Here is a 25,864-nt window from a genome sequence, read left to right as displayed (position 1 = left end):
TGCGGTCTAGTTAGCAAAAAACATGTTACAACGTATTCAAACAGTATATCTATTATTAGCCGCAGGAGTTTCTGCAGGACTTATATTTGTATTTGAATTATGGGTAACAGAAGCCGATATAAAAGTATTTGCAGCCGACGTTAATTACGTATTTGCTGCCTTTTTAACATCTGCTTTTTTCTCTATGGTAGCTATATTTCGTTATAAAAATAGGAAGTCCCAATTTATGCTGGGACGACTTAACATCATATTAAACTTTATTTTACTAGGATTTTTCGTGTATCAATCACTAAATGTATCTGGAGAAACGGCGGTTTCAAAGAAAGGTATTGGGATGCTTCTCCCTATTGTTTCTATCGTATTGTTGGCACTAGCCAATAAGGCCATCAAGAAGGATGAAGAGCTTGTAAAATCTGTGGATAGGTTACGTTAAACCTAACATCTTAGTAGTATTAGTGCGAAAAACCCAAAGCGAAAGCTTTGGGTTTTTTAATTCCTCACAGTTAGAATATAAAAAAAGCCTAGAGTATTATATTCTGGCTTTTTAATTTTTTTTCGTATAAATGGAAACGTTACTTTATTTCAAGAAGTTCCAATTCAAAAGTTAAATCTTGTCCAGCTAACGGATGGTTGGCATCAACAACAATATGGTCTTCCTTAACTTCAGCAATACGAAACTGTACTTCTCTACCATTTTCATCTTTAGAAGCTAGTCCCATACCAACCTCAGGAGCCATATCTTGTGGTAATTGCTCTTTCTTCACATCGTAAAACAATTCTTTTTGCACCTCGCCATAAGCTTCTGCAACCGGAATATTAATCGTTTTCTTCTCGTTTACTTCCATCGAAATAATACCCTTTTCAAAACCAGGAATAAGCATTCCTTGACCTAAAGTTACCTCCAACGGCTCACGCTCCAAAGAGCTATCAAAAACCTGCCCGTTACCTAACTTTCCAGTGTAATGCACTTTTACTGTATCATTCTCTTTTACTTGACTCATAAATATATAATCTTTACTGTTTTTTTAATCGCGCAAATTTACAACATATCAAGTAAAACGAATGCTTTTATTTTGTTATTTGGGCGTTATCCAAGGGTCGGGCTTTACGTTTTCAAGTCCTCGCAACTCCTTCGTCGTGCTGTGGGCTTTAATTCATAGATATCTATTTAGATATAAGAATTCATGAACTTAAATGTTTCACTGCAATATCAAACGCAGTCATCTGCTAACAAGAAGCTTAGAATTTTTTTGTATATTTAAAGTATGAACATTCCAGAAGAAGCATATCAAATACTAATTCTTGTTATTATTGTAGGTGTAGCAATGGCTTTAGTAAGTTACTTTACTAGAAGTGGGAGGAATTTCCGAAGCAGTAGAAATAGAAAGGCAAGGAAACAATTTTAATTCACTTGGTCTCTCTTTTTATTTAATTTATCCTTTAGGATGCCTAACCGGAAACTCAACCACCTCTAAATTATCAATCTTTTTACCGTCAATTGTAAAACGTAGCATGGTTCTAACCTTATGAAACCCATGTTTACCAACCGCCCCAGGATTCATATGGATGAGGTTTAGTTTCTTATCAGGCATAACTTTTAAAATATGTGAATGTCCACAGATAAATAATTTGGGAGGGTTTACTTTTATAGTATCAATTACTCTTAAATTATATTTTGGCGGGTAGCCACCAATGTGCGTCATCCAAACATCAACACCTTCGCACATAAATCGGTTATGCTCTGGATATTCCAATCGCACTTTAGCATCGTCAATATTACCATAAACACCACGTAAGGGTTTTAAAGTTTTAATAGTATCTGTAACTTTTAAATCTCCAATATCACCGGCATGCCATACTTCATCGGCTTGTTTTACATACTTTAATATGTTATTGTCTATATAACTGTGTGTGTCAGAAAGTAGGAGTATTTTGGTCATTAATTGTAATAGTAAGTTGAGTTGGTAAAGTTATGGATTATTGGTTTAATTTATAAAGCCAGATAATAAGGATTGTTTGACTTTATCATAAAAAAAAGATAACTTCGTTTATTATGCATTCTAAATGAAACTCACTTTTACGTTTATATTTTCGCTGTTTTTTTTGGGGATTATTTTTGCTCAAAAAAGAAAAGATTCCCTTTTTGAAATTTGGCATACCGAAACGCTTCATGATTCTATTAGATTTGAATCCATGACAAATTTGATTGAAGATTATTATTTATTTACAAAAACGGATAGTGCACTTGTTTTAGGAAAGCAAATGCTTGATTTGGCTAAAAAGAAAAACAGTAATCGATTTCAAATTGATGCTAATATTTTGATGGGTAAAGCCTATCGCTCTGGAGATTTATATTTGAAATACGATGATTATATTAATGCCTTTAAATCGCTACAAAAATCTCAAAAACACTACAGAGAATTAGGAGATAGATTGAATGAAGGCTGGAGTGCTACTTACCAAGGTTTCATCTTTCAAACATTGGGAGATTTTAAAGAGGCAGAAAAGCACCATTTGGAACATTTACGATTAAGTGAGAAATATGGAATTAAGCGTAGTATTTCTGGAGCCAACGGGAATTTAGCTAACGTTTATAGTAAAATGGGTGATATTCCAAAATCCATAAAACATTGGAAGGAAGCTATTCGAATATCAAAAGAAATAGGTCTTGAAGAGTATGCCACTGTTGGAACTGGTTACTTGCTTTCACTCTATATAAAAGAGAAACAATACGCCGAAGCCGTAAAATATTTAAATGAATATAAAACGGTTACAGCACAATTTGCTACGCCAAAATATTCAAGGAATTTTTCAATGGATATTCATTTATGGCAATGTCAAATAGATTATGGATTAAAAAAATATAATAAAGCCTTAAAAGAATGTGAAGCTTGTTTGAAAATTTATGAATCTAATAACTGGAATCCGGAGTCTAATCTTTTAAAAAGTCTTTACGAGATTAATAAAAAATTAAACAGACCCGCAATAGCTCTTGATTTTTATGAAAAGTATCAAGTTTTAATAAATGATAAAAAAGAAGATAAAGCCAGAACAGAAATTCAAAATATTATTTTTAATAATCAGCTAGTTGCAGACAGTATTGCTCAAGCTCAGGAAAAAGAATTATTGAATATAACTTATGAAGAGGGTTTGCGAAAAAAGAATCGAGAGAAGAATCTGTTTTTAATTATTGGGTTATTGGTGTTACTAATTGCCGGAGCCTATTTTCTTATTTCTAGAAGAATTACAGCTAATGAAAGTAAACGATTGAAGGAGATTAACCAGCTAAAAAACGCTTTATTTACAAATATTACACATGAATTTAGAACGCCACTTACCGTTATTAAGGGAATGACGAGTAATATTAAATCGGATTTAAATAATCAACAAACTGACCATCTTGAAAAAGCAGTAGAGATTATTGATAGGAATAGTGATAGTTTATTAAATTTAATAAATGAGATGCTAGATTTAGCTAAGATTGAAAGTGGTCATGTGGAGTTAAATTTAGTTCAAATTGATAGTATTCCTTTTACCAAATATCTAACTCAAAGTTTTCAATCCCTTGCTGAAGATAAGCATATTGATTTTTCAGTAAACTGCGAATTAGAGCGTCTTAATATGGATTTAGACGTGAATAAATTTACAGCCATTGTCACCAATTTAATTTCTAACGCCATTAAATTTACTGCGCAACATGGTAAAGTTGAAGTTTTTATTGAAAAGGTTCAGAAAAAACACGCGCCCTGTTTTTACTTTAAAGTAAAAGATAGTGGTTTAGGCATATCAAAAGAAGACCAGCAGCATGTTTTTGATAAATTTTATCAAGTAGATGACTCATCATCCAAACTAGAGAAAGGCTCGGGGATAGGATTGGCATTAGCTAAAGAGTTTGTTGAATTAATGCATGGGTCTATACATGTGGAAAGTACACTCAGGAAAGGCAGTGTATTCAGTGTAAAAATACCTATTACTAACGATGCAAATCAATTAGATGATTCAGAATTAATTACGACATCAACTGTTTCAAAATTCAATAATGAATCAATTTTAGTAGATGATAATCTATTTTCTAACACGCCTAACAAAAATCATCCTTTAGTTCTTATTGTAGAAGATAATAGGGATGTGGCACATTATATTAAAACCTGCCTACAAGGAAACTATCAAATTTTACATGCACCTAATGGAAGTATAGGTATAGAAATGGCACTTGAAAAAATACCCGATATTATTATTAGCGATGTGATGATGCCGGAAAAAGATGGTTTTGAAGTTTGTGAACTATTAAAAACAGATGAACTCACCAATCATATTCCAATAATCATGCTTACAGCTAAAGCTACTTTTGAGGATAGATTAACTGGGCTCTCTCATGGCGCTGATGCTTATTTAACAAAACCATTCAAGAAAGAAGAATTATTAACGCGTATAGATCAACTAATTCTTTTGCGTAAAACAATGTTGAATAAGTTTGAAAAAACAGGAATAGACAGACTTCTAAATAAAAACATTAAAAATTCTGAAACAAAATTTCTTAATAAAATTATAACCGCTATTCATGATAATATAACTCAGGCAGAATTCGGACCTTTGGAATTAGCCATTCAATTGGGTTTAAGTGAATCGCAACTTTATAGAAAATTAAAAGCTACAAGCGGAAAATCTACAGCACTGTTTATAAGATCTATAAGACTGCAAAAAGGCAAAGAATTACTTCAAACTACCAATAAAATAATTTCTGAAATTGCTTATGATGTTGGGTTTAATGACCCCTCATATTTTAGTCGGGCTTTTAAAAAAGAATTTGGTAATGCGCCAAGTGCGATATCAAAATAATATAGCGTAAAAGTCCTATATACAGGCAATTTGTTACTCAAAACGCCATCTTCAAATTCTATAATTTTCATAAACTGTCCTAGTTTTTGAAAAAATAGTGCATGCCATAATTTAGAATATCCTCTAAAATTGTACTGTAATTAAAACAATCTTTTAACCATTAAATTAAATATTATGAAATCAAAATTAACAGTAGTAAGTATTATGTTTTTAGTATGCTTTGGGACTAGTTGCAACGCACAAGTGGATCTTATAAACGATGAGTTTCCCGAGGCACAACAAGAAGTTATGGGAACCTTTGGGGCAATTGCTCAAAGCATTAAAGATGGTGATTTAGATAAGCTAATATCGTATCATGCGTATGGCCCAAAGTTTACAGAATTTAAGAATGGAGAACCACGAAACGGAGGTGAGGCAAATGAAACTCACGAACGTAATGTTTTTGGTGCAGTAACCGAAGTCGTGAAATTCGATGCGAAAGATTTAAAAATTGCCGTTTACGGTGATGTTGCAAATCTTACTTTTCATTCCGATTTTCAATTGAAGTTTGGAGAAGACTTGGTAGTTGTTAACGATCAAATTACGTTACTTTTTGTTAAAACCAAGGCAGGTTGGAAAATGGTCCATGAGCATCATTCACCATTAAACAAAAACGAATAATAAGAAGTGTTCTATAATTTGCCTGTTGCGTAAAATGAATTGTTTGTTCTACGCAACAGGCATTTTTTTTTGGCAGTAAGCCTAATTTTGGTGGAAAAGTTATAGGTTAATGTTTTAAGCGTATTCAAACCATTGGTGATATCAGTTTTTGTCATTTTCATAAAAATGTCGAACTTGTTCAAGTTCTTAAACTAACCACTAACTATGTCAAAATTTAAAACACTGATAAAAAACCTTGGTCCCGGACTATTATTCGCAAGTATGGCTATTGGAACCTCGCATTTGGTGCTTTCAACAAAAGCTGGAGCGCAATATGGTTGGTTTATGGTCATCCCGATTATTTTGGCTAACGTTTTAAAATATCCATTTTTCGAGTTTGGAATTCGTTATACTAATGTTACAGGCAAAAGTATTATTGAAGGCTACCTTAACAGAGGTAAAGGCTATTTGTGGGGCTACGCGTTTATTACCTTAGCTACAAGTTTCGCTGGTCCTGCCGCGCTTTGTGCTGTTACTGCAGGACTTTTAATAAACCTTTTTGGAATAGAAAGTGTGTCGTTAACTACGGTTGCGCTTTGCTTATTTGTACTTAATAGTATTATTTTAATTATTGGTAAGTATAAACTTTTAGAGACCACTTTAAAATTTCTAATTCCTATTCTATTTGTTGCCTTGTTGGCAACCACATTATTTGTAATTAATGCAGGGCCTGTAACTGCCATAGTTAACTTTAATCCGCCTGAGCTTTTTGATGAATTTGGTATTTTATTCCTAATTACACTTATTGGTTGGATGCCTACCGCTGTTGAAGCTAGTAGTTGGCTAAGCCTATGGAGTGCAGAAAAGTATAAAGTGGACAAGAATAAACCACCACTTAAAGACGCACTTCAAGAATTTAATACAGGCTATTTATTAACTGCTGTGCTTGCCATTTTCTTTCTAGCTATTGGGTGCATGACACTCTATGGTTCCGGAACCGAATTAAGCGGAAATGCCGTAACCTTTGCAGACCAAGTTATAAACCTGTTTACAACGCATATTGGTAATTGGGCCTACGTTTTTATTGCGGTGTCTGCCTTTGCCACCATGTATAGCACATGCTTAACCGCAGTTGATGCTGTTGCAAGAGTTGGCGTTGATATTACAGGACTGCTCGTTGGAGAGCATGAAAAATTCACAGGGAAAAAGTACTATGCCGCTAGTATCATTATTATATCTGTTATCAGCATTATGGTGTTGTATACTTTAAGTACTAATATGGGGTTAATTCTAGCTGTTGCAACTGCTATTTCATTTATGTTGGCGCCAATTGTTGGCTATATGAACTTAAAAAATGTAATGAGTAGCGATGTTCCGGAAGCTTATAAACCCAAAAGAGGATTACAATTGTTAACCTATGCTGGCATCTTTTTCTTGTCGTGTTTAGCGCTTTATTATGGCTGGGTTGTAATTTTTTAGTGTAAACTGGTAAACATATAGTAAAATTATAAATGTATTTAAAAGCTTCAGTTAACGCTGGAGCTTTTTTGTTTTCCCATGTTGCAGGAATTTAATGCTATTGATTTTGGTTTTAATTTTAATCAGTTGTAAATGTTTTTGAGGAATTTTCTTTGACTTTGTCAAAAAAATCAACTAACTTCGTTTAACAATCGATAAAGTTCATTGAAACGGAACTTTATCTTTGTATTGGCAATAATAGAAGAAAATGAGTAGCAGAAAATTATATGTAAGTCCATATTTATTAGGTCAAATGTCAGTTGTTGAACAGATATCTAATGAAGACGTATTTATTGAATCTCTGAAAATCGAAGAAATCAATACTTATGCAGTAACATTTGATTATCTAATGCAATGTGGCGTAGACTCTTTCGCTACGAGTTCAATGAAAGATTACAATAATTTTGTATCTGAAAAACACGAAAAAAGACTCTATAATTTCTTAAAAGAAAAAGCAACTAATATTTCGGAAAGTAAAGTTGAAAACGCTCTAAAATCGATAGAAGATATATTTCAATATTATCTTCCTGAAGATTACCATAGAGACGAAAAATATCAGGAAGTATGGAGTATTAAAACGCTTCTTCAAGATATTATGATAGCTTCAAATACTGGAACATCATTATTTAGAAAAGTTAGTACAATAACTCAAGATTTAGAAAAATCAAAAGAAGTCCTACCTCTAGAACTTTTCCATCCAATTAAATATTTAATAAATTCAATTTGTCAAGACACTATTGATTTACCGAATACAAAACATTATTTGAGTAAAGAAGATTTTAAACGTTTTGAAAAAGTCTTCAAAGAAAAGCCCTTTTTAGATTATAAAACCGCTCATTCAGAATTAGATAAAGAAGAAGTTAATAAAAATACTGCTTTGTCAAACATTCAGCAGAATAGTATTAACCTTTACAGAAAACATAACGGATTAATTAATATTAAAAAAAGTATTCTTACAACATTATCTATTACACCTAAAATAGTCGATGTGACTTTTGGGAAAATACCAGGAACAGTTGCGGATTTAGCTTCAAAATTATTATCTAATCTTATTGACACAAATCGAAGAATTGTAATTTATGATTATGAGCCGATTTATAATGAAGTTTTTATTGAAAGAGTAATAAATCCAATGAAGATAAAAATTAGAGAAGAAAGAGAAGAAGAGGAAAAAAAGAAGTTAGAATAACTACTATTGCCAACACCGTATATAATTTATTGCTAGTTCTAGCCTACTTACGAAAATCCTCGCGGATTTTCTATTCGGTTTGTATTTGCTAATTTAGGTGCTTAAATCACGCAACAAACCATATACAAACACGTTAAACGAACCTTCCCAAAAACAAACCAACTTACATTTTAAAAACACGAGCTAGCAGATAATCCCGCGTTAGGGATTGAACGGCATGTTTGAACTCCCTGACGAAGGAAGGAGTGAGTAGTGAAAGCCCGACCGCCTGTCCTGGGCGCAGTCGAAGGGTGCGGTAACGCCCAAATCAAAAAACTTTTTTTAATATATAATTAAGACGCCTCTTTTTTTAGGACCGCCAAATGTAGTTATCTTTGCTGTTTGATAAAAACAAAGGTATTGCGGTATTTTATTGAGCTTTCTTATAATGGCAGCGTATATCATGGTTGGCAAAGTCAACCCAATGCGATAACGGTACAAGAGGTTGTTGAAACGGGTTTAACAACACTTTTGGGCGCGCCAATTTCTATTATGGGTGCCGGACGTACGGATGCTGGTGTGCATGCTACACAAATGTTCGCGCATTTTGATACGGATGCTGTTTTTGAACCTCAGAATTTAATTTTTAAACTAAATTCTTTTTTGCCTGCCGATATTGCAATTCGTGATATTTTTAAAGTAAAACCTGATGTGCATGCCCGATTTCATGCCTTGAGTAGAGCGTATGTGTACCGCGTGGCTGTTGAAAAAAATGTGTTTAACGTTGATACTAGTTTTTATGTAAAGCACGGTTTGGATGTTGAGAAAATGAATGCGGCTGCGAAAATTCTATTTGAGTATAAAGATTTTCAATGTTTTTCTAAGACACATACCGATGTAAAAACGTATAATTGTGATATCATGCAAGCAGAATGGTTGGTTAAGGATGATGAGTTGCATTTTGTGATTAAAGCCAATCGTTTTTTAAGAAATATGGTGCGCGCCATTGTAGGCACCCTAATTAATATTGGATTAGGGAAAATGGAAGTGGACGCGTTGCACGACATTATAAAATCTAAAAATAGGAGTGAGGCTGGGTTTTCGGTTCCGGCGCATGGTTTATATTTAACACATATTGAATACCCAAAAGACATTACACTATAAATGAGTAATAAGAAAGAAAACATATTTGATTTTAAACTTTTTAAGCGCCTGTTTGAATACATAAAGCCTTATAAAGTGGTTTTCTTTAGTTTAATTTTGCTAGTGGTTTTGTTGGCTGTTTTTAGTGCCGCAACACCTTACATTACCAAATATGCCATTGATGATAGTATAGAAGCGCATGATGCTAAAGACTTTTTGTTTTACATTATATTGATGCTTGGGGTTTTGATTGTGCAAACTGTTTTTCAGTTGCTGTTTATTTACTATGCGGCTTGGTTGGGACAGAATTTGGTTCAGGATGTGCGTGTAAAACTCTTTGATCACTTGCTTAATTTTAAAATGAAGTATTATGATAATTCTTCGGTTGGTTTATTAATTACACGCGCCGTGACAGATATGGAGCGTATTGCCGATATTTTTGGTCAGGGTTTATTCATGATTTTTAAAGACTTACTGGCCATGGCTGTGGTTTTTGGAGTTATGGTGTATCTTAATTTTAAGTTGAGCGGTATTGTTTTAATTATGTTGCCTATTTTGCTTTACGCCACTCGTATTTTTCAGAAGTATATGAAAAAGGCTTTTGAGGAAGTACGTACCGAGGTTTCTAACTTGAATAGTTTTGTGCAAGAGCGATTAACGGGCATGAAAATTTTGCAGTTATTTACCTGCGAGGATGTGGAATACGATAATTTTAAAGCCATTAACGAACGTCATAAAAAAGGTTGGGTTAAAACGGTTTGGTATAACTCTATATTTTTCCCGTTGCCAGATTTGGTTTCTTCAATTTGTATAGGTTTGGTAACTTGGTATGGTGGTTTAAATATTATTCTTGAAAGTAGCTCTGTAACTCAAGGTGATTTAATTGCATTTGTGATGTTTATGCCTATGTTGTTTAGACCATTACGACAAATTGCAGATAAGTTTAATACATTACAAATGGGCATGGTGGCTGCAACCCGTGTTTTTAAAATAATTGATACGACGTCTCAAATTGATGATAAAGGAACGCATATTGCCGATTCGTTTAAAGGTGATATAAAATTTGATGACGTATATTTTAGTTACGTGGAAGATGAAGAAGTACTTAAAGGGATTTCTTTTGATGTGAAAGCTGGCGATACTGTTGCTATTGTTGGTGCTACTGGTGCTGGAAAATCGACAATTATTAATTTACTGAATCGTTTTTATGAAATTGATGGTGGTGTGATTTCGGTTGATGGTATTGATATTAAAGATGTGACTTTAGCGTCGTTAAGAACGCAGATTGCTGTGGTTTTACAAGACGTGTTTTTATTTGCCGATACTATTTTGAATAATATTACCTTAAATAATCTAGAGATTACTGAGGAACAGGTTTATCAAGCTGCCAAAGATATTGGGATTCATGATTTTATTATGACCTTGCCTAATGGTTACCATTATAACGTTAAAGAGCGTGGCGTGATGTTGTCTTCTGGCCAGCGTCAATTGATTTCGTTTTTACGTGCTTATGTAACTAACCCTAGTATTTTGGTGTTGGATGAAGCCACATCTTCTGTGGATTCATATTCGGAACAACTCATACAAAATGCGACTGATAAAATTACCAAAGGCAGAACGTCTATCGTGATTGCGCACCGTTTAGCAACCATTAAAAAAGCAGATAAAATTATTGTTATGGATGCTGGCAAAATTGTTGAGCAAGGCACACATGAAGAACTGCTTAAAAAGGAAAATGGGTATTACAGGAACTTGTATGAAGTTCAGTTTTTACAGGAGGAAGTGGCTTAAAGGAAGTTTATGAATTTGTTAATTATTTTTTTTTGGTTGATACAAAAAAACAATTATCAAATAATAGTATTGGCGTTTAATTTTAGTTACAAGATTCTCTTTTTCACTTTGTTCATTTTGCCTTGATGCAAAACGAACCAAAAAATCAAAACGATTTATTAGGAAATTACTGCGCACCATTAGCCAATACATTAATGTTTTAGTTTTTTTAATGACTTTAGAGTTTTAATCCTAGATTTAGGCTTTTAACAATGTTTTTAGCTTATTATTTCTGAAAATCGTTGATTCCGACTTTGTCGGAACTCCAAGTAGTATTGAAGATATGTTTTTTAATTTAAACAACAATTTCAGTTTTGTTGGGCTTAGCGTTTTTTATATCTGTTTAAAAAGAAAATTCCGAGTACAATACTTCCAATAATAAGTAACCATTGCCAAATAGGCATGCCGTTTGAGATTTCAATAGGCGTAGCGTCTCCCATTAAAACTAATCCCGCCCAAAATTTTGGAGCAACCGTTCTACCTTCAGTATTATTTATATAATCTAGTTTTGCTAATCTTAGTGCTTCATCTTTTGGTTTTTCAGCATCTATATTTTTGTAAAACGATTCAATAATTTCTGCTGTTGAGCGCTCATCGACTTTCCATAAACTTGTTAATATGCTTTCGCTTCCAGCGTAATTAAAGGCGTGTGCTAAAGAAATCATACCTTCTCCAGCTTGGTAACTTGGTTTTCCAGTTTCACATGCTGTTAGGATAGCTAAATTAGAGTTTAGGCTGGTGTCGTAAATCTCGTAAGCATATAAGAAACCATCTTCATTATCGTTGGAAACGTTTTTAGCAAAAAGCAAACGTGAGAGTTCTGGACTTATATTGTTTGATTCTGCATGCGTGCCTATATGTATAATTTTATGCTCGCTGGCATTTTGTTTAAAAATACGTTCCGTTGAGTTTTCATTTAAAAAGTAGTTGCCATCAAATAGTTTAGCATAAGCTTTTGCTAAATCTACATTAAAGGGTTGTTGCAGTAATGTTAGATACGTTTTATCATAACTTAAAGAGTCTGTGATTGCAAGCTTATAATTCTTTTTCATTTCATCATTAAACTCTGGTGCAAAGGCAATAAACTTGTTTTTATAACTAGTCGTGTTTTCATATTGCCCTAACAAGTACAAACTGTAATTATAAGAGATGTTATAATTTGCTAAAAGACTATTTGTAGCTAAATCTTTAAACGTTTTAATTTTCTTTGGTGTAAGCGTTTCAAAACTAATGTTGTATAAATTACCGTCTGGAATTATAATGATATTTTTAGTGGTTATTTCATCTTCAAAAGGCTTCCATAAACTCTGATATAATTCATATAATACATCACTAGTTTCTGAAAGTTGAGATTGATTTTCATTAAGCTTATCAATATGTTTTTTAATTAATTTATGGTCTAGTTTAAATAATTTTTGACTCTCTCTTTTTAGTAAGTACACATACAATGCATCATCAATAAAAAAGTATCGTAATACAGAAGTGTTTTCGTTTATATCATCTTGTAAAAATGCTAAAGATTCTCCAATAGTTCCATAACGCATCTTGTAATACTTTGGATGGTTTTTCTTAATATTCTCTAAAAACTCACGCCATTCTACATTACTTTTTACAATATTTTCTATTGCTGTTTCTTGACTGTCCTGTTCCTCAATTTTGATATTTAGTTTATTTTTAATTTCATTCTCTTTTGCAATAATTTCTAGAGGTACATCTGCAAAAGAAGTCCCTTTGTTAATATTTAAACGAGACCTAATTCTATTATATAATGCAGATTCATGAAGACTTACAACTTTGGTTAAATACGCTGAATCTTCTGTTAAATTGTACAATTCTAAATTCAATTTTTTAGCAAAATCAAAAACTGACTTATTTTCTTCTAATAGGGTGTTTACACTTTCAAGTGAGGAAATTATAGATTTTCGGTTTTCAAGAATTAGTATAGCTTCTTCAATTTCTAATAATAGGCTTTTTAAAAATGTAACACTTTTATCTTGATTTAAATGGTATTTGGATTTAGCATTTAATAAAATGAGTTCTGCTTTTTTTTCTTCAAAAAGGAGTTTGTCATATCCTTTGTTTTTCGAGTTTTTATTATAGATGTTAAAGCTTTTATTACACCATTTTATAGTTTGCTCATAATCGTTACAATCAAAATTTATAGTTGCTAATGTTAAGATTAAAACATTTTCTAAATAATTATTTTGCCTTTTTTCTTTTACCACATAATTGTAGGCGTTTGTAACATAATCTATTGCTTTTTCCTTTTGCCCTGTTTTCCCTAATAGAATCCCAAAATTCATGGTTTGATATAATCTATTGGAGTCGTACTCATCTGGATTAGATTTTTCATGGAACGTATTACTCTTTTCAAAATAAAACAAAGCTTTTTCATAATTCTTCATTTTATAAAATGTTGAACCATAATCGTTATATAAATATGCTCTAAGCTGATTGTTTTCTTGGGGCATATTATCTAAACAGGCTTCTGCTTCTTTAAGATATATAAGTGCTTTTTTTAATTCAAGTTTGGCGTGCTTAACTTCAGCTACGGCTAATGTGGTTAAAAAGTATTCTTCAGTTTTTGGCAAGAAGTTTTCTTTAGCAAAACCAAGAGATAACTGTGTGATTTGGTCTGAACGGTTAAAATCACCTAAATCAAAATACAAACTAGATAAATTGGTGTAACCTAGAGCAATATTTCGTTTTACTCGTTTTAATAGGGGATGGTTGTTGGTTTGGTTTAAAAATTTTTGATTTAGAATTAAAGATTCCTCAACTAGTTTCCTGCTTTCTGAATGTTTACCTTGATTAAGTTTAATAAGAAATAAGTTCCCTTTTATGGCAGCAGGCAGGTATAATTGATTTTCTATGTTATTGGGAAGATTATTAATATTTTTTAAAGCATTTTCAAAGTAGTAAACGGCACTATCTTGTTTTGAGGAAAAAAACATAACTGCTCCCATTAAATTTAAAACACGTGCTGTGTAAGCATAAGGTTTATCTTTGTTTTTTTTAATTAAGCTGTTTGCAGCACGTATGTGGTTTTCTAGGTTTGTTATATTTCCTAGTTTCATGGAATAATCACCTAGATAATATTCTGCTTCTAACAATAAGCTTTTATTTGTAAGACCTTCAGCAAACATTTTGGCTTTTTTTGCATATTGGTAAGCCTCAGATTGATTTCCCTTTTCAAAGTACAATTTTGCTAGTTCTAGATTTAATTTACTTAGTGTGATTTTGCTTGTTGTTACTTTTGAAATGGTTTCTGAAAGTAGAATAGCTTTATCAATAGGTGCGTTTTTAAGTATTTGAATTTTACCTAACGTATATATATAGTGTACTAAAGTATCGTGATTGTTCTTAGATTTGAATATACTAATTTGCGATACTATTTCTGTTTCTGCTTTTGAGAGACTATCTACTGTAATTAATTCTTTTACATAATTTAAATCTGTTGTGGATGTATTTTGTGCTGAATGTATTTGTACGTAGACAAAAGTGATTAAAGCAAAAAGAATATATCTTAGATTCATTTTCAGGTTTTTACTCTTTTAATGCTTCAATTACCGCTTTGCTTCTTTCAGAATTACTTTTTTGTAAAGTTTCAATGGCCAAATCCGTTTTATCTAGTTTTAAATAGGAAAGACCTAAATAAAAATTGGCTTCGTTTAAGAAAGTGCTTTCACTGTTATTTGCTGTAGTTTCTAAAAATTTAATGGCTTTGTCAGCATCTTTATTTGCTAAATGCGCAACACCTAAAAAGTAATTTAAGGTGTCATTTTTTGGTTGGTTTTTTTGGAGAAGATTCCATTTTTCAATGGCTTTATCATATTTACCGTGCTTATAATCTACCATGGCATCATCAAAAGTATAATTGTTTGTTTCTCCCATGTTTGTTTCTAAGCCTCTATCTTCAATATAGTATTTATCAAATAAGGTACTATTTGATTTTTTTTGATTAAAAAACCAAACACTTCCCAATAATAAGACTACAGATGCGGCAATAGACATGTGTTTAAAATTTAAATTAAATACTTTCTTGTCTGCTTTAATTTCTGAATCTTTATTTATTAGCGTTTTATGAAAATGGTTTGCTTTATTTTTAAAAATGGCTTTCCTAACACCAAAAAGTATAGTTTCAATATCTTTTACCTGTTGCTGAAGTGTTGTATTGTCTTTTAATTTTTCCTCGAATACTTCACGTTCGTTTGTATTCATGGTGTTTTTTAAATACCGTTCTATAGTATCTAAAAGTTCGGGCGATATGGGGTTGCTATTTTCCAATTTATAGGGTTTAATTAGATTTTAATACCAGTGTTCTTAATTTTTCTATACAACGATATTTTTTATTTCGTGCTGATGCTTCTGTTACATTAAATAGTTTTGAAATGTCTCTAAGCGATTTGTTATCATAATAAAAAACAGACAATAATTTTTTACAAGCCTCTCCTAAACTATCAAAAGCACTAACTACTTCATTTATTTTATTAGTATCTTCTTCTTTAAAGATTTCGTTTTCAATGGTGTTTGTATTTGTTAACGTTTGCACATGGTTTTCAAATGAATTTGTTTTTCTATATCGAACAGAATTTAAATGATTTAACCATTTGTTTTTAGCTATGGTATATAAATATCCATTTAGTGCCGATTCATTTTTTGGTACAAATTTATTATCCTGAACATTCTCCCAAACGGCTACAAAAGCCTCTTGAAATATATCTTTAGCTTCATCAACGGAGCCGCTATTTGTTAAAATATATTGCTCTGTTTTATAAAAATTATCATTATACAAGCTTTTTAGAACGCTGTCATCATTAGCTTGAATGGACTTAACAAGTTTTTCTTGACTTGAGTAGTCTTTTTGAAGTGTACTTTTCTCTGGCATAGGTTGTTAATAGCGCAAGAAAGATACACTTTTTATGTTAAAAACGCTACGTCAATTTTCTTAGCTTTTATCTTGGTATTAATTCTATCATAATTTTAGTTGTTGTTAGTTCCTTTCGTCCAAGTTTGGCTGTTAAGATTTGGGTCTAAATTCGGGTCAAAATTAAAATCATTAGTAGGAATGTATTCACCATTAGAATTTATCCAATACACATTACTACCAGCGTCTACTTGATAATTTGTGCCACCAGTAGAAACAGTTTGTCTTTCTAGATGAGCATCCATAAAGCGTTTGTGGTTTCTATCTACCATGGCACTATGTGATTTACCTCTTTCAATTATGGCTTGTCCTTCGGCGCGTAAATTGGCCATACGTTGTTGATGCAATTTGCCGGCTTGAGCTGATTTTTGAGCATCTTCCATATAACATGCATGTCGCCATTGTGGATTATATTTTGTGTTTTCTAGTGTATATAAATAATTGTTTTTTGCTGTTTCAAAATATTGTTTTGGAGATTCTAGTGCATTTAGCGTATATCCCCAATAACAAGCTTCTTGGGTGTAAGTTATATTCTGGCGAATTATAAATAAAAATTTGTTATCATCTTTAGCTTCCCATTCTGTTGCATAGGCTTCAAACGATTTTTGTTGAGGTACGGATTTAAACATGAGTTGGTCATAATTTTCATCGTATGCTTTTAGCTTAGGTAAATGATATTGTTTTAATAGTCTAGCACCTTCTTTACCAAATAAGGGAACAAATTCTTCCTTAACTAACTGCTCTACGCTTTTTAGGGGTTTTACTTGTTGACCCATTTCAGAGCTCATTTGATTGTATCCAGGTAGTTGTGAATAAACAAAAAAATCGAATTTTGGCATAAAAACTTTTACATTATTTGGCCCTTTTATATAGACCCCATCTTTATCCTGTTTATCTAAGTATTTCCAATCACTTGGCATAGGCTGATACCCCATTACCATGTTTCTTTGAGTATCGTCAATCTTGTGAAAAATGACCTTAGGTTCTGGCTTTTTGTTTAATTGAACTTTGGAAGCGTTAATACCTTCTTTTAGTGTATAGGTTTTTCCGTTAAGTTGAATGGTTTGAGTTTCTGATGATTTTGAAGATTGTCCGCATGAGTAGTTAAAAAGAACAATCATGAAGCATAAAATGATTTTAAATAGAGTCTTCATTCGAAAAGATATTAATGTGTTATATCTCTACATAAAGACAACTTTAAAATGTCATCAAAAAAATTATATTAGGTATTTGTTTATAGTTAAAGTCGGTTGCTTAAAGAAGCAAGATAGTTTTGTTTTATTAAGCTAAATCGGTTTTAATCATGGTATTAAGTTCAGTTGAGTCTTCAAAAACTACAAACTCTCCATCTTTAAAATACGATATATGGCCAGTTTCCTCACTTACAACCAATGCTAGAGCATCTGTTTTTTCGGTAACTCCAATAGCAGCTCGATGTCGTAAACCAAAACGTTGCGGAATATTTTTTTCATTGTTTACAGGTAAAATAACTCGTGTTGCTTTTACGATATTGTCGCTAACTATTATAGCGCCATCGTGCAGTGGACTATTCTTGAAAAAAATACTTTCTATAATGGGTTGCGTGACTTTAATGTTCATTTCATCACCAGATTGCGATAGGAAATCTAGATTGTTATTACGCTCAAAAACGATAAGCGCCCCAGTTCTAGACGCTGACATTTTATCACAGGCAGAAATTATGGCATCAACATCAGTTTCATCGCTACTCTCTGTTTTTAAGAATTTTATTTGTTGTAAAAATTTGCGTCGCCTACCAAAATTAGTTGAACCAACCATGAGCAAAAACTTTCTTATTTCTGGCTGAAAAACGACTATTAAAGCAATAATACCTACTTTCATAAAACCACCAAAAATACCAGTAAGTAGTTCCATTTCTAGAAAGTCCGTTAATCTCCAAGCACCGTAAACAATTATGATGCCTATAAAAATATTGATGGCAACCGTGCCTTTAATTAATCTGTAAGCATAGTAGAGTAGTAGTGCTACTAATATAACATCTATGATGTCAACAACAGTAAGTTTTAAAAGGTCTTTAAAAATATCCAATAGTGGTGTGTTTTGGTAAATTTAAGAAAAAAGGGTTAATTAAAAATAAATTCGTTGTTTGATATTTTTGAGTCGTTTAAATCTGTTTCAGAAATAATGGATTTGTATTCAATGTAATTTTGAAAGGATAATTCTTCATGAAAATTCAATAAAATAAGCCCGTCTTTAGTATCGCATTTTTTTAAGTAATATGATAAACTGTCTTTGGTTGTTTCTAAAACTATGGATTTTAAAACAGTACTTGCAATTGTAATGTTATTGTAATCTTCAAAAGCAATAGCGGTTGAGTTTTCAGAATCCCCAACACTTGATAATATACCTGAATAATCATCTAATGATTCATTTTTATAAGAAACATTAGTGAATTCAATAAACCCTAAGTTGTTTATACTCGTATCATTACAAGTATAGTAATTCTTAGCCTTTTCATTTTTATGACTAGAATTAGCCTTTTTATCTTGTAAGTATTTAATATGAGGAATAGCTTGTTTTAGAGTTAAGCGTTTATCTACATTAATCAACCAATTTGTGGTGCTGATGAGGTTTTTTCTGTTCAGTTCCACATTGTCTTCTTTGGTTTCATCATAAAATAAATAGGCATGAGATACATCTTTTAAATCTGTAATTTCTGAATAACTTATTTCTGGTAATTGGAGTACTTTTTCATTTCCGCAGGAAAGAACAATTATAAATATAATAACCAATAAAATCTTTCTCATAATTTCTAACAATCTAACAATCTAGTTAATTTTATACATTCTATAGCTTCTTTAACGTCATGCACTCTTAAAATAGAAGCGCCTTTTTGCAGTACAACGGTATTTAAAACAGAAGTTCCGTTTAAAGCATCTTTAGCTGAGGTGTCTAAAGTTTTGTAAATCATGGATTTTCTTGAAACACCAATTAGTAGCGGTTTCTCAATCATTTTAAAAAGTTCTAGTTTATTCAATAATTCAAAATTCTGTTCTAAATTTTTTGCAAAACCAAATCCAGGGTCAATAATAATATCAACAATACCCAAAGCTTTTGCAGCTGCTATTCTTTCAGAAAAATAGAATAGAACATCTTTTACTAAATCGTCATATTCGGTTAGCTGTTGCATAGTTTGAGGTGTTCCTCGCATATGCATCATGATATAAGGTACATATAAATCAGCAATGGTTTGCAGCATGTTTTTATCTAGTAAACCTGCTGAAATATCATTAATCAAACAAGCACCTGCTTCAATACATTGTTTAGCGACTTTGCTTCTAAAAGTATCAATAGAAAGTAAGGTTTCTGGGAATTCTTTCAGAATTAGTTCTACTATCGGAAGAATACGTTTTAATTCGTTAGCTTCACTAACATGGTCGGCATTTGGTCTAGAGCTATACGCACCAACATCAATAAAGGCAGCACCTTCGTTTAGCATCTGTTCAACATGCTTTAAAACTTCCGCTTCATTTTTATGAGCACCGCCATCATAAAACGAATCTGGAGTAATGTTTAAAATACCCATCACTTTCGGTGAAGATAAATCGATGAGTTTGCCTTTGCAATTAATAGTCATTTATAGTGTTTTGTATTGTGTTGGTACATAGTTTAAAACTTTAAACCATAAACCTTGAAGGTTTTAATTATTTATGCGAAATTTACGGAAAATTGAATTTATAGATGCAAGATACTTCAAAACAATACGATGCGGTAATAGATACCTGTAAAAGTTTATTTATTAAGAAAATGAGTGACTACGGTAGTGCATGGCGAATTTTAAGATTACCATCTTTAACAGATCAAATTTTTATAAAAGCACAGCGTATCAGAGGGTTGCAACAAAATGATGTTCAGAAGGTTGATGAGGGGCAAGAAAGCGAATTTATAGGTATTATAAACTATTGCATTATGGCACTCATTCAATTAGAAAAAGGTGTTGTTGAGCAACCAGATATGTCTACAAAAGAAGCTACAAAATTGTACGAAGAAAAAGTAGCTATTACTAAGCAGCTTATGGAAGATAAAAATCATGATTATGGTGAAGCATGGCGCGATATGAGAGTAAGCAGTTTAACCGATTTAATTTTACAAAAATTATTGCGTGTTAAACAGATTGAAGATAACCAAGGAAAAACATTAGTAAGTGAAGGCATTGATGCTAATTATCAAGACATGATTAACTACGCGATATTTGCGATGATTCACTTAAGCGAAAGGTAATTTAAAACGAGGTGTTGTCTTGCGTGCAGTCGAAAGGTCTTTTCAAACGAAATATATATGAAAACATTAGTATCAATAAGTAGAATATTAGTTGGTGTATTATTCATCTTCTCTGGGTTTATAAAACTCAACGATCCACTTGGGTTTTCGTATAAACTTCAAGAGTATTTTAGTCCAGATGTTTTAAATATCCCTTTTTTAGAACCTTATGCTTTAATCATTTCGGTTTTCGTGGTTGTATTTGAGGTGGTTTTAGGTGTGTTTTTACTCATTGGTTACAAACCTAAATTTACAGTTTGGAGTTTGTTAGCAATGATTGTATTCTTCACCTTTTTAACATTTTATGCGGCGTATTTTGAAAAGGTAAAAGACTGTGGCTGTTTTGGAGATTTTATTAAATTAAAACCTTGGGAAACATTTTGGAAGGATGTTGCACTTTTAGTGTTAATTATAATTCTTTTTATAGGTGTAAAACAGATAAAACCTGTATTCGGAAAACTTCCAACAACGGTTATCGCTTTATTTGGGTTTATAGCCAGTTTATGGTTTGGTTATCATGTGTTAATGCACTTACCTTCTATAGATTTTAGAGCTTACGCCATTGGTAAGAATATACAAGAGGGTATGATTGTGCCAAAAGATGCTCCAAAACCAATTCAAGAATACAGCTGGAAATTTAATGTTAATGGAGAAGAAAAGGTGATTAAAACAAATGGTTCATATCCATCAGTTGAAGGTGATTTTGTTAGCGTTGAAACCGAGGTAATTCAAGAGGGTTACACACCTCCAGTGGTAGATTTTTCGATTGAAAGTATAGATGAAGATTTAACAACCCACTTTTTAGATCAAGAAAATTTAGTAGTTGTAGTATCTTATAGTTTAGAGAAAATTGAACGAGATGGAGCTTTAAAACTAAAGGCTTTACAAGATGAAGCTAGAAAGAACAATTATCAAATTATAGGCTTAACAGCTTCAGGAGATGAAGCGAAAAAGCGTATTAACGAAGCTTATAATATAGATTTTAATTGGTATTTATGTGATGAGAAAGCGCTTAAAACAGTAGTACGTTCTAACCCAGGAATATTAGAGTTAGATAAAGGCTTAGTTCAGCAAAAAGTACATTGGAATGATATTGATGATTTGATTTTGCCAGAGGTTGAGAAAAAATCTGAACAAGTAAAAGAAATTCAAGATATATTATACCTTGTTGATAACAAGCCATTAACAAAAGCTGAAATAGATGCCATAAACAAAGATAATATAAAAGCGGTGCGTGTTATTCATGACAATAAAAAAGTCATAGATTCTATATATCATTTATATAATGGTAATTACAGTGGTATTGTTATAATTGAATTAAAAAAGTAATAGTTTTAACTAGCAACTTAACAACAAACAATTGATAAACTACTTACTAAATAAAATCTTTTATGCATTACTCACTTTAATAGGAGTAATAACAGTTATTTTCTTTTTATTTAGTGTGCTTCCCGGAGATCCAGCACAAATGATGATGGGACAAAATGATGACAGCGAACAATTAGCAATCGTTAAGAAAAAATACGGATTTGATAAATCTGTAACCACACAATATTTATATTATTTAAATGATTTATCTCCCATTTCATTTCACTCCAACAATTCAGAAGACTATACGTTTCTTAGTAACGGAAAATATAGTGCTACCAAACTATTCTCGCTAGGAAGTACAACAACAGTTTTAAAAAAACCTTATTTAAGGGAATCTTTTGCAAAACAAGGGAAGCGCGTAAGTGAAGTATTATCAGAAACCTTACCCAATACATTTGTGTTAGCTGTATCAGCTATTATAATAGCTATTATCTTAGGAGTCTTATTAGGAATAGTTTCAGCGCTGTATAAAGACAGGTGGCTGGATAAAACCATTCAAATTTTCAGCACTTTTGGTATGAGTATTCCATCATTTTTTAGTGCCATTTTATTCGCATGGTTCTTTGGCTATTTGCTACATGATTTTACCAATTTAGAAATGACAGGAAGTTTATATGAGCTTGATGATTTTGGAGAAGCCATGCACATCAAATGGAAGAACTTAATATTGCCAGCCGTGGTATTGGGTATCCGTCCATTGGCTGTTGTTATTCAGCTTATGAGAAATTCTTTATTAGAAGTTTTTAATCAAGATTATATTAGAACAGCTAGAGCAAAAGGGCTAAGCGAATTTCAAATCATAAAAAAACATGCTGTAAAAAATGCATTGAATCCGGTTGTAACTGCCATTTCAGGATGGTTTGCTTCTATGCTTGCTGGAGCTGTTTTTGTGGAGTATATTTTTGGTTGGAACGGATTAGGTAAAGAAATTGTAAACGCATTAAACACACTAGATTTACCAGTAATTATGGGAGCCGTGTTAGTTATTGCTACTATGTTTGTAATTATCAATATTTTTGTCGACTTAATTTATGTTTGGTTGGACCCAAAAGTAAAATTAGAATAGTTTTTTTGCATTTCCGCGAAGGCGGTAATCTTTCAAATTAAAAATATAACATGAAAAATATAATATATATGTTCATAGTCTTTGTAACCATTTTGAGTTGCAATTCACAAGAACCAAAACAATTTTCAGAAGCAGCATTAAACGATACCTTCACAACTTTAGAGGGTAATCAAATTACTGTAAAAAGTATTTTAGAAAAGCACAAAGGCAAAACTATAGTAATAGATATTTGGGCATCTTGGTGTGGCGATTGTATAAAAGGTATGCCAAAAGTAAAAGCCCTACAAAACCAATTTAAAGAGGTATCCTATTTATTTTTCTCTTTAGATAGGGGAGAAGATGCTTGGAAACGAGGCATAAAAAAATATAATGTAAAAGGCGAGCATTATTTTATGCAAAATGCTAAAAAATGTGATTTTGCAGACTTCGTAAATATAAGCTGGATTCCTAGATATATGGTTGTAAATAAAGCTGGCGAAATCGTTGTATTTAATGTTATTGAAGCTAATGACAATAAGTTGATTGAAGCATTAAAAAATTAACTATTTTAGCACTACAAAAGAAAAACAATTAACTTAAAATAAAAATTAGTCCTTCTCTAAAGAGGAAGGTTATCAAGTCATTATGAGAAAACAAATAGTAGCAGGAAACTGGAAAATGAACAATGATGTTGCTCAAACTGAATCATTACTTGCCAATTTAAAAAATCAAACAAAAACAACAAATGCAGAAGTTATGGTAGCACCTACTTTCGTAAACTTAGCTTCAGCTGCAAAAGCTTTAGAAGGTTCAGGAATTGAGGCTGTTGCACAAAATATGCACTTTGCAGAAAGTGGAGCATATACAGGCGAAATAAGCGCAAGTATGCTTAAAAGTGTAGGTGTTAAAACCGTTATTTTAGGGCATAGTGAACGTCGCGAATATTTTAATGAAACAGATGAAACTTTAGCAAAAAAAGTAGACGCCGCTTTAGCTAACAATTTGCGTATTATTTTCTGTTTTGGAGAAGTATTAGCAGATAGAAAATCTAACAACCAAGAAGCTGTTGTAGAAAGCCAAATAAGTAATGCATTATTTCATTTAAACGCCGATGCTTATAAAAATATTGTACTAGCATACGAGCCAGTTTGGGCCATAGGTACAGGCGAAACTGCAAGCCCAGAGCAAGCCCAAGATATGCATGCATTTATTAGAAAAACATTAGCAACTAAATATGGTAGTGATGTAGCTAATAACACGTCCGTTTTATACGGCGGAAGTTGCAAGCCTGGAAATGCAAAAGAAATTTTCTCTAAGCCAGATGTAGATGGCGGTTTAATAGGAGGCGCAGCACTTAATGCAGATGATTTTTTTGCGATAGTAAACGCATTTTAAATAAATAAAATTTGGGCGTTACCCGAAAAAAACGGGGTCGCGCTTTACGCTATATCTTTATTTCGTTCCTTAAAAAAGGATGTCGTTGCAATTGCTAACGTGTTTGCTTGCAAAGTATAGTAATAAAACCAAACGTCTAAGCCTGTTGACTATTTTAAGTTAACAGGTTTTTTTATACCGTAAAATCAACTAATTACCAAACTAAGGGTATTCCCTGATTTTTTGCTTTTGGGTGAATGCCCTGAGTTTTTTATTGAAGACTGAAATTAACTTGCCGTCAGTTATTAATCAATAAAATAAAATCTTATGAAAATCTTAAAATTTATGTTACTCGTAGTAGTAACAAGTATCTTATTTAAAAGCTGTAAAGCAGAACCCTTGGAAGGTGACGAAGAAGCACCAGTAATAGAAATTATATCACCAATAGATAACGAAGTTTTTTACACAAATAATAGTGTTATATCAACAAATTCAATACAAATACAGGCCAAGGCAACAGATAATAATGCTGTTGTTTTTGGTATTTTAACTATTACCGATGAAGAGGGCGATTTAGTTGATGCAGATGTGGAAAGTAATTTTAGCGAAAACAACAAAGTATTAGAATTAACAGCAGATTTTACTCCCGATAATTCCGGAATATATTCGCTTAATTTTCTGTTTAGAGATGCGAACGATAATAATGCTTCAACGTCAATTACTATAGAATTTAAAGAGGGAACTGAAGAAGAAGGAAAAGCTATTACAATGCAGCTTTATGGGTCAGATAGAGCGCATGAAACAGTTATTCGAGTTGATTTTTATGATGATGACTCTATTGTAGAAACAGTATTGGCAAGAGATGTTATTGATGCTCAAGCGATGACTCTAAATGTGCCTAAAAGTGAGTTAATGTTTGGTTCAACTCAAACTGGGCTAGATATAGATGTTTTTTCAATGAATACTATTGAAGAAAACCTGATAACTAATAGAGTTTCCGATGCAAATTATTTGTTTGGTGCATTAGCAAAAGATTATACGCAACAAACAGTTTATTATTTTTTAGACGGCGCAGATTTAACCAAAGTAGGCAATCACAGATTGTATAAAATGGATGCAGATGGTTCTAATCAAACATTGTTAACTCAAGTTGATAATGCAACTAGAGCAAATGCTATTGATAAGATATTGGTTAGCAAGAATAGTGAAGCACCCCTTTTGTACATGCATGATAGAAATTCGGTTTATGCTTATAATCCAGATATTCACAGTACTCTAAAAGCTTCTACTATATATTTTTCTAAAGACTTCGAAATACATGATCTAGCTATAGATTATGATAACGAAATATTTTATATGATTTTATCATATTATAAAGAAAACGGAAAACATTATACGGTTGCTACAAAAAGTTTTAATAGTGGTTTATCTGAAATCAATTTAAGCTTTGCCAGTATAGCTGAAAATAGCCCTGTTACTTCAATCTTTTATCCACATAGAATGAAATTAGATATAGAAAACCAGCAAGTATATTGGTTTACGGAAAGCGAAGATTTACAAAAATCAATCTTAAAAAGCTCAAAATTTAATGCTACAAGCGCAGAAACCCTTTGGGAAACTAATACTTGTTTGTGTATTGGTGAAGTAGAGGATATAAGAATCGAGGATTATGTGATACATATTCCATAATTAATGTAATCCAGAAAAAATA

General features: G+C 32.0%; 23 protein-coding genes. 14 read left to right on the top strand and 9 right to left on the bottom strand.

What is annotated here, in order from left to right:
- Window positions 1-22: 22 nt before the first annotated feature.
- Window positions 23-433 carry a DUF4293 domain-containing protein gene (locus tag Q0870_RS02995; protein ID WP_298550946.1) on the top strand — a complete coding sequence of 137 codons (411 nt, stop codon included), beginning with the start codon at window positions 23-25 and terminating at the stop codon, window positions 431-433.
- A gap of 139 nt (window positions 434-572) precedes the next feature.
- On the opposite strand, the gene Q0870_RS02990 is transcribed toward Q0870_RS02995, so the two are convergent.
- Entirely contained in the window at window positions 573-1,001 is a 429-nt protein-coding gene (locus tag Q0870_RS02990; protein ID WP_298550944.1) for a peptidylprolyl isomerase, read from the bottom strand.
- Window positions 1,002-1,265: 264 nt separating this feature from the next.
- On the opposite strand from Q0870_RS02990, the gene Q0870_RS02985 reads away from it, so the two are divergent.
- Window positions 1,266-1,406 (top strand): hypothetical protein, encoded by a 141-nt coding sequence (locus tag Q0870_RS02985; protein ID WP_298550942.1) that lies wholly within the window; start codon window positions 1,266-1,268, stop codon window positions 1,404-1,406.
- Between the two features lie 27 nt (window positions 1,407-1,433).
- Here the strand turns inward: Q0870_RS02985 and Q0870_RS02980 are convergent, their stop codons facing one another.
- Window positions 1,434-1,940 (bottom strand): metallophosphoesterase family protein, encoded by a 507-nt coding sequence (locus tag Q0870_RS02980; protein WP_298550939.1) that lies wholly within the window; start codon window positions 1,938-1,940, stop codon window positions 1,434-1,436.
- 124 nt (window positions 1,941-2,064) lie between these two features.
- Between Q0870_RS02980 and Q0870_RS02975 the strand changes: the two genes are divergently transcribed.
- The 6 genes from Q0870_RS02975 to Q0870_RS02950 all read left to right on the top strand — a co-directional run bounded on the left by Q0870_RS02975 (window position 2,065) and on the right by Q0870_RS02950 (window position 11,098).
- Entirely contained in the window at window positions 2,065-4,839 is a 2,775-nt protein-coding gene (locus tag Q0870_RS02975) for a response regulator (RefSeq protein WP_298550937.1), read from the top strand.
- Window positions 4,840-5,013: 174 nt separating this feature from the next.
- Window positions 5,014-5,499: a nuclear transport factor 2 family protein gene (locus tag Q0870_RS02970; protein ID WP_298550935.1), complete on the top strand. Its 486-nt coding sequence runs from the start codon at window positions 5,014-5,016 to the stop codon at window positions 5,497-5,499.
- Window positions 5,500-5,703: 204 nt separating this feature from the next.
- Window positions 5,704-6,957 carry a divalent metal cation transporter gene (locus Q0870_RS02965; RefSeq protein ID WP_298550933.1) on the top strand — a complete coding sequence of 418 codons (1,254 nt, stop codon included), beginning with the start codon at window positions 5,704-5,706 and terminating at the stop codon, window positions 6,955-6,957.
- 247 nt (window positions 6,958-7,204) lie between these two features.
- Window positions 7,205-8,185: a hypothetical protein gene (locus Q0870_RS02960; protein ID WP_298550932.1), complete on the top strand. Its 981-nt coding sequence runs from the start codon at window positions 7,205-7,207 to the stop codon at window positions 8,183-8,185.
- A 399-nt stretch (window positions 8,186-8,584) separates the two neighbouring features.
- Window positions 8,585-9,328: a tRNA pseudouridine(38-40) synthase TruA gene (gene truA, locus Q0870_RS02955; RefSeq protein ID WP_298550930.1), complete on the top strand. Its 744-nt coding sequence runs from the start codon at window positions 8,585-8,587 to the stop codon at window positions 9,326-9,328.
- Entirely contained in the window at window positions 9,329-11,098 is a 1,770-nt protein-coding gene (locus Q0870_RS02950; RefSeq protein ID WP_298550928.1) for an ABC transporter ATP-binding protein, read from the top strand.
- A 362-nt stretch (window positions 11,099-11,460) separates the two neighbouring features.
- Here the strand turns inward: Q0870_RS02950 and Q0870_RS02945 are convergent, their stop codons facing one another.
- From Q0870_RS02945 to folP, 7 genes are all read right to left on the bottom strand, one after another.
- Window positions 11,461-14,673 carry a CHAT domain-containing protein gene (locus Q0870_RS02945; RefSeq protein ID WP_298550926.1) on the bottom strand — a complete coding sequence of 1,071 codons (3,213 nt, stop codon included), beginning with the start codon at window positions 14,671-14,673 and terminating at the stop codon, window positions 11,461-11,463.
- A gap of 10 nt (window positions 14,674-14,683) precedes the next feature.
- Complete coding sequence (locus Q0870_RS02940) at window positions 14,684-15,424, bottom strand: tetratricopeptide repeat protein (RefSeq protein WP_298550924.1); 741 nt, start codon at window positions 15,422-15,424, stop codon at window positions 14,684-14,686.
- Window positions 15,425-15,434: 10 nt separating this feature from the next.
- Entirely contained in the window at window positions 15,435-16,025 is a 591-nt protein-coding gene (locus Q0870_RS02935) for a sigma-70 family RNA polymerase sigma factor (protein WP_298550922.1), read from the bottom strand.
- A 95-nt stretch (window positions 16,026-16,120) separates the two neighbouring features.
- On the bottom strand, window positions 16,121-17,218 hold the full coding sequence (locus Q0870_RS02930; RefSeq protein WP_298550921.1) for a hypothetical protein: 1,098 nt from the start codon (window positions 17,216-17,218) through the stop codon (window positions 16,121-16,123).
- A gap of 127 nt (window positions 17,219-17,345) precedes the next feature.
- Window positions 17,346-18,131, bottom strand: coding sequence for a diadenylate cyclase (locus Q0870_RS02925; protein ID WP_298550920.1), 786 nt, complete (start codon window positions 18,129-18,131; stop codon window positions 17,346-17,348).
- A 35-nt stretch (window positions 18,132-18,166) separates the two neighbouring features.
- Entirely contained in the window at window positions 18,167-18,850 is a 684-nt protein-coding gene (locus Q0870_RS02920; protein ID WP_298550919.1) for a hypothetical protein, read from the bottom strand.
- A gap of 5 nt (window positions 18,851-18,855) precedes the next feature.
- Window positions 18,856-19,680 carry a dihydropteroate synthase gene (folP, locus tag Q0870_RS02915; protein WP_298550918.1) on the bottom strand — a complete coding sequence of 275 codons (825 nt, stop codon included), beginning with the start codon at window positions 19,678-19,680 and terminating at the stop codon, window positions 18,856-18,858.
- Window positions 19,681-19,784: 104 nt separating this feature from the next.
- On the opposite strand from folP, the gene Q0870_RS02910 reads away from it, so the two are divergent.
- From Q0870_RS02910 to Q0870_RS02885, 6 genes are all read left to right on the top strand, one after another.
- A complete protein-coding gene (locus Q0870_RS02910) occupies window positions 19,785-20,324 on the top strand; it encodes a DUF1599 domain-containing protein (protein WP_298550917.1) in 540 nt (179 codons plus the stop codon).
- A 57-nt stretch (window positions 20,325-20,381) separates the two neighbouring features.
- Window positions 20,382-21,692 carry a BT_3928 family protein gene (locus Q0870_RS02905; RefSeq protein ID WP_298550916.1) on the top strand — a complete coding sequence of 437 codons (1,311 nt, stop codon included), beginning with the start codon at window positions 20,382-20,384 and terminating at the stop codon, window positions 21,690-21,692.
- Between the two features lie 31 nt (window positions 21,693-21,723).
- Window positions 21,724-22,800: an ABC transporter permease gene (locus Q0870_RS02900; protein ID WP_298550913.1), complete on the top strand. Its 1,077-nt coding sequence runs from the start codon at window positions 21,724-21,726 to the stop codon at window positions 22,798-22,800.
- 50 nt (window positions 22,801-22,850) lie between these two features.
- Complete coding sequence (locus tag Q0870_RS02895; protein WP_298550911.1) at window positions 22,851-23,342, top strand: TlpA disulfide reductase family protein; 492 nt, start codon at window positions 22,851-22,853, stop codon at window positions 23,340-23,342.
- 82 nt (window positions 23,343-23,424) lie between these two features.
- Window positions 23,425-24,174: a triose-phosphate isomerase gene (gene tpiA / locus Q0870_RS02890; RefSeq protein WP_298550909.1), complete on the top strand. Its 750-nt coding sequence runs from the start codon at window positions 23,425-23,427 to the stop codon at window positions 24,172-24,174.
- A 306-nt stretch (window positions 24,175-24,480) separates the two neighbouring features.
- On the top strand, window positions 24,481-25,842 hold the full coding sequence (locus Q0870_RS02885; RefSeq protein WP_298550906.1) for a hypothetical protein: 1,362 nt from the start codon (window positions 24,481-24,483) through the stop codon (window positions 25,840-25,842).
- Window positions 25,843-25,864: the final 22 nt, after the last annotated feature.

It is taken from the genome of uncultured Algibacter sp. (genome assembly GCF_947487575.1).
Lineage (GTDB): Bacteria > Bacteroidota > Bacteroidia > Flavobacteriales > Flavobacteriaceae > Algibacter_B.
This window is presented reverse-complemented; position numbering and strand designations above follow the sequence as displayed.

Coding starts and splice junctions, on each gene's coding strand:
- Q0870_RS02995 (WP_298550946.1), top strand. CDS start 23: ATGTTACAACGTATTCAAACAGTATATCTATTATTAGCCGCAGGAGTT.
- Q0870_RS02990 (WP_298550944.1), bottom strand. CDS start 1,001: ATGAGTCAAGTAAAAGAGAATGATACAGTAAAAGTGCATTACACTGGA.
- Q0870_RS02985 (WP_298550942.1), top strand. CDS start 1,266: ATGAACATTCCAGAAGAAGCATATCAAATACTAATTCTTGTTATTATT.
- Q0870_RS02980 (WP_298550939.1), bottom strand. CDS start 1,940: ATGACCAAAATACTCCTACTTTCTGACACACACAGTTATATAGACAAT.
- Q0870_RS02975 (WP_298550937.1), top strand. CDS start 2,065: ATGAAACTCACTTTTACGTTTATATTTTCGCTGTTTTTTTTGGGGATT.
- Q0870_RS02970 (WP_298550935.1), top strand. CDS start 5,014: ATGAAATCAAAATTAACAGTAGTAAGTATTATGTTTTTAGTATGCTTT.
- Q0870_RS02965 (WP_298550933.1), top strand. CDS start 5,704: ATGTCAAAATTTAAAACACTGATAAAAAACCTTGGTCCCGGACTATTA.
- Q0870_RS02960 (WP_298550932.1), top strand. CDS start 7,205: ATGAGTAGCAGAAAATTATATGTAAGTCCATATTTATTAGGTCAAATG.
- Q0870_RS02950 (WP_298550928.1), top strand. CDS start 9,329: ATGAGTAATAAGAAAGAAAACATATTTGATTTTAAACTTTTTAAGCGC.
- Q0870_RS02945 (WP_298550926.1), bottom strand. CDS start 14,673: ATGAATCTAAGATATATTCTTTTTGCTTTAATCACTTTTGTCTACGTA.
- Q0870_RS02935 (WP_298550922.1), bottom strand. CDS start 16,025: ATGCCAGAGAAAAGTACACTTCAAAAAGACTACTCAAGTCAAGAAAAA.
- Q0870_RS02930 (WP_298550921.1), bottom strand. CDS start 17,218: ATGAAGACTCTATTTAAAATCATTTTATGCTTCATGATTGTTCTTTTT.
- Q0870_RS02920 (WP_298550919.1), bottom strand. CDS start 18,850: ATGAGAAAGATTTTATTGGTTATTATATTTATAATTGTTCTTTCCTGC.
- folP (WP_298550918.1), bottom strand. CDS start 19,680: ATGACTATTAATTGCAAAGGCAAACTCATCGATTTATCTTCACCGAAA.
- Q0870_RS02910 (WP_298550917.1), top strand. CDS start 19,785: ATGCAAGATACTTCAAAACAATACGATGCGGTAATAGATACCTGTAAA.
- Q0870_RS02905 (WP_298550916.1), top strand. CDS start 20,382: ATGAAAACATTAGTATCAATAAGTAGAATATTAGTTGGTGTATTATTC.
- Q0870_RS02895 (WP_298550911.1), top strand. CDS start 22,851: ATGAAAAATATAATATATATGTTCATAGTCTTTGTAACCATTTTGAGT.
- tpiA (WP_298550909.1), top strand. CDS start 23,425: ATGAGAAAACAAATAGTAGCAGGAAACTGGAAAATGAACAATGATGTT.
- Q0870_RS02885 (WP_298550906.1), top strand. CDS start 24,481: ATGAAAATCTTAAAATTTATGTTACTCGTAGTAGTAACAAGTATCTTA.